This is a genomic window from Pseudomonas sp. S32 (assembly GCF_016648095.1).
GTDB lineage: Bacteria > Pseudomonadota > Gammaproteobacteria > Pseudomonadales > Pseudomonadaceae > Aquipseudomonas > Aquipseudomonas parafulva.
Genome location: NZ_JACVVF010000026.1, coordinates 66,585 through 76,882, shown reverse-complemented (window position 1 = coordinate 76,882; position 10,298 = coordinate 66,585). Strand labels below are relative to the sequence as shown.

At 65.7% G+C, this 10,298-nt stretch carries 5 protein-coding genes (1 of these 5 only partly in view); 1 reads left to right on the top strand and 4 read right to left on the bottom strand.

The window, feature by feature from the left end; all coding sequences use genetic code 11:
* Nucleotides 1-144: 144 nt before the first annotated feature.
* The gene (gene hisN, locus IAE38_RS15460; protein WP_201164144.1) at nt 145-936 is read right to left on the bottom strand and encodes a histidinol-phosphatase; all 792 of its coding nucleotides are present in this window, start codon (nt 934-936) and stop codon (nt 145-147) included.
* 216 nt (nt 937-1,152) lie between these two features.
* On the opposite strand from hisN, the gene IAE38_RS15455 reads away from it, so the two are divergent.
* Complete coding sequence (locus tag IAE38_RS15455) at nt 1,153-1,785, top strand: helix-turn-helix transcriptional regulator (RefSeq protein WP_201164145.1); 633 nt, start codon at nt 1,153-1,155, stop codon at nt 1,783-1,785.
* A gap of 14 nt (nt 1,786-1,799) precedes the next feature.
* On the opposite strand, the gene IAE38_RS15450 is transcribed toward IAE38_RS15455, so the two are convergent.
* The 3 genes in view from IAE38_RS15450 to IAE38_RS15440 are tightly spaced (at most 26 nt apart) and all read right to left on the bottom strand, a layout consistent with a single transcriptional unit that may run on beyond the window.
* Complete coding sequence (locus tag IAE38_RS15450; RefSeq protein WP_442968299.1) at nt 1,800-3,806, bottom strand: MacB family efflux pump subunit; 2,007 nt, start codon at nt 3,804-3,806, stop codon at nt 1,800-1,802.
* A 2-nt stretch (nt 3,807-3,808) separates the two neighbouring features.
* Entirely contained in the window at nt 3,809-4,966 is a 1,158-nt protein-coding gene (macA, locus tag IAE38_RS15445; RefSeq protein WP_201164146.1) for a macrolide transporter subunit MacA, read from the bottom strand.
* A 26-nt stretch (nt 4,967-4,992) separates the two neighbouring features.
* Nucleotides 4,993-10,298: the 3' end of a non-ribosomal peptide synthetase gene (locus IAE38_RS15440; RefSeq protein ID WP_201218211.1), read on the bottom strand. 6,010 nt of this gene lie beyond the right edge of the window; 5,306 of the gene's 11,316 nt are visible here — the last part of the coding sequence; its start codon lies off the right edge, out of view; its stop codon occupies nt 4,993-4,995.

The window sequence follows — 10,298 nt, the reverse complement described above, 5'->3', positions numbered from 1 at the left end:
TTGCCGGTGTTCGCGGCTGAAGCCGCTCCCACAGTGATTGCGCTAACTTGTAGATTGTTGTGGAAGACAGTTGCTCCTACAAGGATTGCGCCAACTTAGAGATTTTGTGGAAAACACAAGAAGCGATGTCCAGCGTGTCACCGCTTACATCGCGTGACGAAGCATCTCCACCACCTGCGCATGCAATGCCGGGTCGCCGCAAGCGACCACGCAGCCGCCCTGTTGCGCGCTGCTGCCATCCCAGGCGGTGATGACGCCGCCGGCACCTTCGATGATGGGCATCAGCGCCTGGACGTCGTAGGGCTGCAGGCTGGCTTCCACAATCACGTCGACGAACCCCGAAGCCAGCATGCAGTAAGCGTAGCAATCGCCGCCATAGCGCATCAGCCGCGCCTGCCCGGCGACGGATTCGAATGCAGCCTTGCGGGCGGCGCTATCAAACATGTCAGGGGTGGTGCACATCAGCGTGGCCTGGGCCAGGCTGTCGCAGGCGCGGGTGGCCAGGCGCTTGTCGCCGCTCCAGGCGCCGTCGGGCGTGCCGATGAAGCGTTCACCGGTGAACGGCTGGTTCATCACACCCACCACCGGGCGCTTGCCATCGTTCAGGGCGATCAGCGTGCCCCATAGCGGCAGGCCAGTGATGAAGGCACGGGTGCCATCGATGGGGTCGAGCACCCAGGTCAGCGGGCTGCTACCCACTGCTACACCCGCCTCTTCGCCCAGAATGCCGTGGGTGGGGTAGCGCTCCTGGATCAGTGCACGCATGGCGTCTTCAGCGGCCTTGTCGGCCACGGTCACCGGGTCGTACAGGCGCCCGCCCTTGTCCTCGACCGCCAGGCTTGCGCGGAAGTAAGGTTGAATCGCGTCAGCAGCGGCGTCGGCCAGCTGCTCGGCGAAAGCACGGAATTCGCCAATCTGTTCAGCACACAGGGACATGCAGGAGGGCCTCGTGACAGGTGGAAGGGCCGCATCATACCCCACCCGCCCTTCCTCGGCATGGGGCGCAACAGTGCCATCATTGTGGCATTATCGGGCTATATTTACCCTCAGGCGGTTCGTTGTACTAGGATACCTATCAAGCCCCGCCGCACGCCCAGGATTCGGGCAGGCACCCGCGCGGGGCAGGCTTGTTCCGGACTCATGGACGACACGATGAATACCCACTCGATCTACCCGCAAATCGGCAAAGTCATTGCCAGTACCGGCAGCCGCCATTTCCCCCGCCTGTTGCACGACCTTATCCAGGCCCACCTGTGCATCGATGCCACACAAATCCGCCAATTGCCGCTCACACCCTGTGAAGGCGCTGGCCTCAGCGAAACCGTGTACTCATCAGCCACCCAGCCCGAGGCCGGCTTCGACGACCCCTCACGCCTGCACCGGATCCGCGGCAGCGGGCCAGCCAGGCTGGAAATTCATGTACTGCGGGCAGGCTCCACCTATGGTTTCTCCGCATTCGAGCGCAGCCGCCTGGACGCTATCTCCCCGCTGTTGCTGCCCATGCTCGAAAAACACGTCCACGCCCTGCAGCCAGCGCCGGGCCGTTCCAGCCCCGAAAGCCTGGAGCAACGCTTCATCGACCGCCTGGCCCAGACCGGCCTGAAACTGTCTGAGCGCGAGCGCCAGGTGTGCCTCGGCCTGCTGGCCGGGCGCACCGCCCCCGAGCAGGCCGAGCAGTTGGGCCTGCGGGCCAACACCGTGGAGAGCTACCTGCGCAGGGCAGCCATCAAGCTGGGCATTGGCGGGCGGCACTCACTGATGCGCTGGATGTACGCCCAGCCTTGAGCCACCGGCGGCCCTCAGTCCCGCGCCAGGGCCTCGATCGGGTCCAGGCGCGCGGCATTGCGCGCCGGCACGAAGCCGAACACCACGCCGATCAACGTCGAGCAGGCGAAGGCCATGATGATCGAGCCGGGGGAGAACACCATTTCCCACTGTTTGACGAACAGCTCGAACAGGTACCCCACGGCATACGACAACCCGACCCCTATCACGCCACCCAGCAGGCACACCATCACGGCCTCCACCAGAAACTGCTGGCGAATGTCCACCTGACGCGCCCCCACAGCCATGCGAATACCGATCTCACGGGTGCGTTCAGTGACTGAAACCAGCATGATGTTCATCACCCCGATACCGCCCACCACCAGCGAGATCACGGCAATCAGCGACAACAGCAGGGTGAGCGAGCGGCTGGTCTTCTGCACCGTCTGCATGATGCTGTCCAGGTTGTTGGTGAAGAAATCCTTGGTGCCATGGCGCTGCAACAACACCCGGCTCACTTCCTCTTCCACCCGCTTGCTGGGTACCCCTTCACGCACACGCACGCTGATGCTGTCCAGGTGCCGCTGCCCCAGCACCCGGCCGGCGGCGGTTTCATAGGGCACCCAGATGTTCAGCTGGTTGCTGGCCACGAACAGGTTCTTGTTGCGCGCCGTTACGCCAATTACCGTGCACGGCAGGTTACCCACCAGAATCACCTGCCCCAGTGGGTCGACGTTGGGGCCGAACAGCCGCTCGCGGGTGTTGTGGTCGATGACCACTACCTGGGCCTGACGCCGCGCGTCATCGGCGCTGAACACGATGCCAGCCGCCAGCGGGATATTGCGTACCTGGAAGTAGTGCTCGCTGACCCCGTTCAGTTGCACGTCCACGTCTAGGTTGCGGTAGCGCACCAACGTGCCCTGGCCAATCACCGGTGTGGCGCTGTCGACGTAGTACAGCGCGTTCAGCGCCGCGACGTCGGCCGGTACCAGGGTTTCAATGTTGCGCGCGCGGCTGTCGCCAAAGTTGCTGCCTGAATAGACATCGATGGTATTGCTGCCAATGGCCTGGATGTCCTTGAGCACATAGCCCTTGGCCCCCTCGCCGATGGCCGAAATGGACACCACCGAGGTAATGCCGATGATGATGCCAAGCATGGTCAGCAGCGTGCGCATGCGGTGGGAAACCAACGCCAGCCAGGCCATCTTGAACGCTTCGCGGAACATGCCCAGGCTGGCCAACAGCCGCCGCGCGCCTTGCCCGCCAGGGTGCGCCGTACCTGGCGCTGCCAGCGCAGGCGGCGCGGCGTGTTTGTACCGGTCACTGACAATCTGCCCGTCGCTGACCTCGATGATGCGCTGGGCATGGGCAGCCACCTGCGGGTCGTGGGTCACCAGGATCACCGTATGGCCTGCGCCATGCAGCTCCAGCAGGATGTTCATCACCTCTTTGCCACTGGCAGTGTCCAACGCACCGGTAGGCTCGTCGGCCAGAATCACCTGCCCGCCGTTCATCAGTGCCCTGCAGATGCTCACCCGCTGCTGCTGGCCCCCCGACAATTGGCTGGGGCGATGGCGCAGGTGTTCGCCCAGGCCCAGGCGCGCCAGCAGGTCACGCGCCCGGGCATGGCGTTGGTCCAGGGGCAGGCCGGCGTATACGGCTGGGATTTCGACGTTGTGCAGGGCATCCAGGTGTGGCAACAGGTGATAGCGCTGGAAGATGAACCCGAAGTGGTCGCGGCGCAGTGCCGCCAGGGCATCGGCGCCCAGCGCACGGGTTTCCTGGCCACCTACCCGGTAACTGCCGGTGGTGGCGTTGTCCAGGCAGCCGAGAATATTCATCAGCGTCGACTTGCCGGAGCCCGAGGCGCCGATGATCGCCACCAGCTCGCCCCGCTGAATCTGCAAATCGATGCCCTTGAGCGCGAGAAACGCGCGGTCGCCTGCCTGAAAGCTGCGCGTCACCCCCTGTAGATGCAGCAGCGGTTCATCGCACGCGTGGGTAGCGGCCAGGTGCGGGCTGGGGTGCACGTTCATGTTCATGCTCAAGCCCCCGCGTCGCCGGTGACAGGTTCGCCGATCACTACCCGGTCACCCTCCTCCAGCCCTTGGCTGATCTGCACCCGCACGTTGTTGTTGATGCCGGCCTGCACCACGCGCTGTTGCGCAAAGCCCTTGCCATCGAGCACCCGCACCGGGTAGCTGCCATCGGCGTTGCGCACCCCCAGCGCCGCCACTGGCACGGTCAGTACCTGCTCGGCGGTGTCGAGCACGATGTGCACCTGGGCGGTCATGGCGATGCGCAGCCGGTGGTCGGGGTTGGGCACTTCGAACAGCGCGTTGTAGAACACCGCACCGCTGGGCTTGCCGCCGGCGGCGTCGGCCTTGTCGGTGCTCTGGGCGTAATGCTGCGGTGCCGGCTCGGTGCCACGCAGCTTGGCGTGGTAGCGTTTGTCTTCGCCCAAAATGGTGAAGTACACCGCCTGCCCCGGGCTGATATGGATCACGTCTGCCTCCGACACCTGCGCCTTGACGGTCATGGTGTCGAGGTTGGCCAGCTTGAGCAGCACCGGTGCCAGCTGGTTGGCGATCACCGTTTGCCCTTGCTGGGTGACGATGGCCACCACATGGCCGGTGATGGGCGCGTTGATACGCGTGTAGCCAAGGTTGACCCGTGCGGTGTCGATTTCCACCCGGGCGCTCTGGATCTGTGCGTCGAGCGAGCGCACGGCCGCCTGCTGCACTTCGTACTCCGCTTCGGCGTTGTCGAAATCCTGGCGGGAGATCGACTGGTCCGCCTGCAGCTCCCGGTAGCGCTCGTACACCCGCCGCGCCTGCTTCAGCTGGGCCAGCGCCGAGCGCCGTTGCGCCTGCAGTTTGTCCTCGTCCACCTCGGCCTGGCGCAGGGTATTGCGCAGTACCAGCGGGTCGATTTCGGCCAACCACTGCCCGGCACTGACCTTGTCGCCCAGCTTTACCTTCAGCGACTTCAACTGCCCCGACACCTGCGCCCCCACGTCCACCTGCTCGATCCCCTCCAGCACCCCGGTCGCCAGCACAGCGTTTTCAATGTCGCCGCGCTCCACCTGGGCGGTGATGTACTGCGGTGGCTTGGCCGGGGCCTGCACGGCATACAGGCCCAGCCCTGCCGCCAGGGCAACGGCCACGCCGATGCCCCACTTGCGCACTGTCTTCTTTTCCATGAACACGCGTTTTCCTCTGTCTCGGGCTATTGGGCCAACCGGGCCGGTTGGCGGGCCTGGCCGTCGTGCCACCAGGCTGCCAGGCTGAATACATCCGGCACTTTCAAAATGCTGAAGTGGTCCCCTGGCGCCTTCCAGGCGGCCAGTTGTGGCATCAACGCCAGCCACTGGGCCTGCATCGCCCCGTGCTCACGGGCATTGCCGGCGGCATCCAGGCCAGGGTCGTCCACCAGCACCAGGCGCGCCGGGCCGGTGTAGCCAAGCCCTGGCCTATAGACCGTGCGCAGCGCGGTAGCGAAGGTGCGCACCGTGCCCTGCAGCACCTGCGCCGTTGTGCGTGGCGGCAGTAGCCCGCACTGCACCATGGCCCCGTGCAGCAGTTGCAGTTGCTGGCTGTCACTGGCCTGGGCAAACGTGTTCGCGTCGATGGCCAGCGCTTTGCCGGTGGACAGCTGCAAGGCCTCGATCAACCGCTCCAGCGCCTGGGTGAAGGTGTAGGGCTGGCCACAGGTACCCCCGCCACCCGGCCCCTCGCTGTCGATCAGGGTCAGTGATTGCACCGCGCGGCCCTTGGCTTCGAAGCGGGCAGCCATGGCGTGTGCCACCCAGCCACCAAACGAGTGCCCCACCAGGTTCAGTGGCCCCCGGGGGTACACGGCGTCGATAGCCTGCACATGCCAGTCAGCGGCAGCCTCTACCGTGCTGTGCGGTACTGCTGCGCCATCCAGCCCCCGTGCCTGCAAGCCGTGCAGCGGCCACTGCGGCCCCAGCGCCTCGGCAAGGCCGATGAAGCTGGTAACGCTGTCACCCGCCCCAGGCACGCAGAACAACGGTGCATGCCCTGGCTCGCCGGCCTGGATGGCAACCGGTGCTGCCGGGCCAGGTGCAGGTATTGGCAGGCAACCGGATAGCGCCTCACTCAACGCCTGCCCTACCTTCGCTACATGGGGGGCCTGCATCAGCGTCCGGTGGTCACCCGGTACGTCCACAACCGCCAGTTGCTGGCCTGGCAACGTTTCACGCCACCCCAGGGACGGGTGTTCCTCCCCGCCCTCCCTGGCACGCAGCAGATGCACCGGAACATCGACAGGCGCAGGGCGGTAGTGGGCCAGCGCGCGGCCGTGGGCGAGTTCGCGGCTGAAGTAGTGGCGCAGCTGCCCGTCGCTCATGCTCGCCCACAGGCCATACAGCAACCCGTGCTCGCGGCAGTGGGCCAGCAGTGTGGCGAAATCAGCCTGCTCATGGTCCAGGCGCTGCAACAACGCCCGTTTGCCGACCCCGGCCTGGCCTTGGGTTTCCCAATAGGCCGTGCAGTTGAGCAACAGCTGCCGCTCCAGCGCACGGGGCCCCTCCCAACGCGCTTTGCCCTGGTCGGCCAGGCGCGGCACATAGGTGTCGATCAACCCCACAAACGCCACCGCCTCATCGGCGCCCCGCAACTGGTTGGCCATCTCGAACGCCAGCACACCCCCGAACGACCACCCTGCCAGCCGATACGGGCCATGGGGCTGCACCGTACGCAGTTGCTGGATGTGGTAACGCGCCAGGCACTCCAGCGTGCTCGGTTGCGGCTGGTCGGCGGGGACGCCAGGCAAGCCGTAGATGGCAAACTCACCTGCCAGGTGCTGGCCCAGCACCGGGAAGTAGAAGTCCAGCCCGGAGAATTCGTGCACCAGGAACAGTGGCGCCTCGGCGCTGCCTGGGCGCACGGTAATGACGGCCGGCGCACGCGCTGGCGGCTCGCCGGCGTGCGCGGCGAGCAAGGCCACGCTCGGCCGCTGGAACACGTCGTTCAGGGTCACCGGCATACCCGCCTTGCCCATGCGGTCCACCAGGCGGATAGCCGCCAGGGAATGCCCGCCCAGCTCGAAGAAATCATCATGCCGCCCTACCTGCGCTACCCCCAGCAATTCCCCCCAAGTGGCAGCCAGCAGGCGTTCGGCGTCCCCCTCTGGCGCTACATAAGAACGGTGCGCCTGTGTCTGTGGCACGGGCAGCGCCTTGCGGTCGAGCTTGCCATTGGGGCTCAGTGGCAGCGCGGGCAGGTGAACGAACTGCGCAGGCAGCATGAAGGCAGGCAGCTGGCTGCCCAGGGCGCCGCGCATATCCTCGGATGTGTAGGCGTCCCCGGTGAAGTACGCCAGCAGTTGCCCTTCCCGTGCTACCACCACCGCTTCGTTGACACCGTCAAGCGCGGTCATGCAGGCCTGGATTTCACCCAGCTCGATGCGCAACCCATGGATTTTCACCTGGTCGTCGTTGCGGCCGAGGTACTCCAGGTTGCCGTCCGGCAGGTGCCTGGCGAGGTCGCCGGTGCGGTACAGGCGTGCATCCGGTGCTGTGCTGAAAGGGTCTTCAACAAAGCGCTCGGCAGTGAGCGCTGCACGGTTCAGGTAGCCACGGGCCACCTGCACGCCGCCAATGTACAGTTCCCCGGCAACGCCCTGGGGTACTGGCTGACGCTGTTCGTCCAGCACATACAGCGCGGTGTTGGCGATGGGTTTGCCGATGGGCGTGTTGTCCGGTGTGGTCGTGCAGTGCCAGGCACTGACGTCAACCGCCGCTTCAGTGGGGCCATAGAGGTTGTGCAGCGCCACCCCAGGCAGTTGCGCCTTGAAGCGCCGCACCAGGCTGCCCGGCAGTGCCTCGCCGCTGCAGATCACCCGTTTCAATCCTTCCGGCGCCCATTGCCCGCCGGTGGCAGACAGGAACACGTCCAGCATCGAAGGCACGAAGTGCAAGGTGCTGACACCCTGCGCCTGAATGACCTGCCGCAGGTACTGAGGGTCGCGATGGCCACCGGGCTTAGCCATCAGCAGCCGTGCACCCGCCTGCAGCGGCCACAGCAGCTCCCATACCGAAACATCGAAGCTGAACGGGGTCTTTTGCAGGACGACGTCATCGCGCCCTAAACCGTAGGCGTCCTGCATCCACAGCAGGCGGTTGACCACGCCGGCATGCTCGTTCATCACCCCCTTGGGCAGGCCGGTGGAGCCTGAGGTGTAGATTACATAGGCCAGGTGCCGGGGCGTGAGGGCTGCCACGTGCGGGTTGGTGTCTGGCAGCGCAGCCCAGCAAGGGGCGTCGAGGTCCAGGCGTTGCGTGTGCTGCAACACGTGCCGGGTGGCGGCATGCACCAACACGGCCGCAGGCGCGCTGTCGGTCAGCATATGGGCAATGCGCTCAGCCGGGTAATCGGGGTCTACGGGTACATAGGCGCAACCAGCCTTCAGAATGCCCAGCACCCCCACCACCATCGCCAGGCTGCGTTCCACACAAATGGCAACCCGGTCATCCGGCTTCACCCCCAGGCCGATCAGATGGTGGGCCAGGCGGTTGGCCTGCTGGTTGAGCTGCGCGTAGGTCAGTTCGCCGTCCTGCGCGCTTACGGCTACCGCATCTGCCGTACGCTGTACCTGCGCCTCGATCAGCCCGTGCAGGGTTTGCGCCAGGTCGTAGGCCACCGCCGTGTCGTTGAAGGTGTGCAGCAGGCACTCGCGCTCGGCTGCGCCAGGCAGCGCTACATGCCCCGGGACCACAGCGTCGCCAGCAGCGAAGCTGCGAAGTATCTGCTCGAAATACCCGGCGAAGCGCTCGATGGTCGCCCGGTCAAACAAGGCTGTGGCATAGACGATGCCGCCGGCAAACCCCTCAGCGCGCTCGCCCAGGCTAAGGCTCAGGTCGAACTTGGCCACCTGGGCCTGGCCACCCAGGGCGCAGACCTTCAGATCGCCCATGCGCAGGGCCTGGTGGCCGGCGCTGGCATCCCAGTCCAGCGACACCTGGTACACGGGGGTATAGGCCAGGCTGCGGGCTGGGCGCAGCACTTCCACCACCTGCTCGAACGGCAGGTCCTGGTGGGCCTGGGCCTGCAGCAGCGTAGCCTTGGCCCGGGCCAGCAGCGTTGCCACATCGGGCTGGCCGGACAGGTCCAGGCGCAGTGCCAGGGAATTCACGAACATGCCCACCAGCCCCTGGACCTGCGGGTGTTGCCGATTGGCCACGGGCGAGCCAATGACCACTTCCTGCTGCCCTGCCAGCCGCCCGAGCAGCAGCCCCCAGGCCGCGGTGAACAACATGTACGGGGTCAGGCCAAGGCGCCTGCACACGGCTTTCAGCGCCTCGCTCAGGTCTGCAGCGATGTGGATTTCATGGCTATCGCCTGCAGCGTGCTGGCGTTCTGGCCGTGGCCGGTCATAAGGCAGGCTGATGAGTGCGGGCGCGTCTGCCAGTTGGCTACGCCAGTAGTCTGCCTGGCGCTGCAGCAAGGGCCCGCTTGCCCATTGGCGCTGCCACAAGGCGTAGTCGAGGTACTGCACGGGCAGTGCGGGCAGCGGGTCGTCACAGTCATTTGCAAACGCCTGATACAGGTCCCCCAGCTCCCCCAGCATCACCCCTAGCGACCAACCATCGGCAACCAGGTGATGCACCACCAACAGCAGCACATGGCAGTCAGCCCCGCGGCGTACCACGGCGGCGCGGATGGGCAATTCACGGTCCAGGGCGAAGGGTTTTACCGCCTCTTCACGCAGCCAGGCTTCGAATGCGCTTTCATCTTGCTGCGTGAGGTCATGCCAGCTCGGGACCAGCGGATCGTGGGAAATTTTAACGTACGGTTCACCGTCAGGCGCCATGAACTGGCTGCGCAGGCTCTCGTGACGCTCCACCAAACGCGCCAGGCTGCGTGCGAGCGCCTGTTTGTTCAGGTGCCCGTTGAGCTGCAGCGCGACGGGGATGTGGTAAGCCGCGCTGTCGGCGTCCATGCGTGCCAGGAACCACAGGCGCTGTTGGGCTAGCGACAGCGGCAGCTGGCCTTCTCTGGGCAACGGTTCGATGGCCGGCAGGGCATCACGCTCAGGGTGCAGGCAAGCCGCAACAGCCATGAGCCGATCATCCGCGAACAGGTCCGCCAGTTGCAGTTCGCAGCCAAGGGTCTGACGCACCTGCGCCAGCATGCGCATGGCCAGCAAGGAGTGGCCGCCCAGCTCGAAGAAGCGGTCCTGACGGCCTACAGTCGCCACCCCCAGCAGCTGTGCCCACAGCAGTGCCAAGGCATGCTCCTGCTCACCCTCAGGCGCCTCGAACGCTGCCATGGCGATGTCCTGTGCAGTGGGGGCTGGCAGCCTGGCGCGGTCGACCTTGCCATTATTGGTCAGCGGCATGCGCTCCAGGGCCACGAACGCCGAGGGCACCATGTAGTCAGGCAAGTGGTTGCGCAGGTATTCCCGCAGCGCTGCTGCATCCACCTCGGCGGCCCTGCGGGTGTACCACGCCACCAGCTGCTGTGGCCCCTGCCCCTGGGTGACGGCCATGACCAGCACCTCGCCAACAC

What these genes read in the sequence shown, in the direction of transcription:
- hisN (WP_201164144.1), bottom strand. Translation starts at nt 936, where the DNA reads ATGTCCCTGTGTGCTGAACAGATTGGCGAATTCCGTGCTTTCGCCGAG.
- IAE38_RS15455 (WP_201164145.1), top strand. Translation starts at nt 1,153, where the DNA reads ATGAATACCCACTCGATCTACCCGCAAATCGGCAAAGTCATTGCCAGT.
- IAE38_RS15450 (WP_442968299.1), bottom strand. Translation starts at nt 3,806, where the DNA reads ATGAACATGAACGTGCACCCCAGCCCGCACCTGGCCGCTACCCACGCG.
- macA (WP_201164146.1), bottom strand. Translation starts at nt 4,966, where the DNA reads ATGGAAAAGAAGACAGTGCGCAAGTGGGGCATCGGCGTGGCCGTTGCC.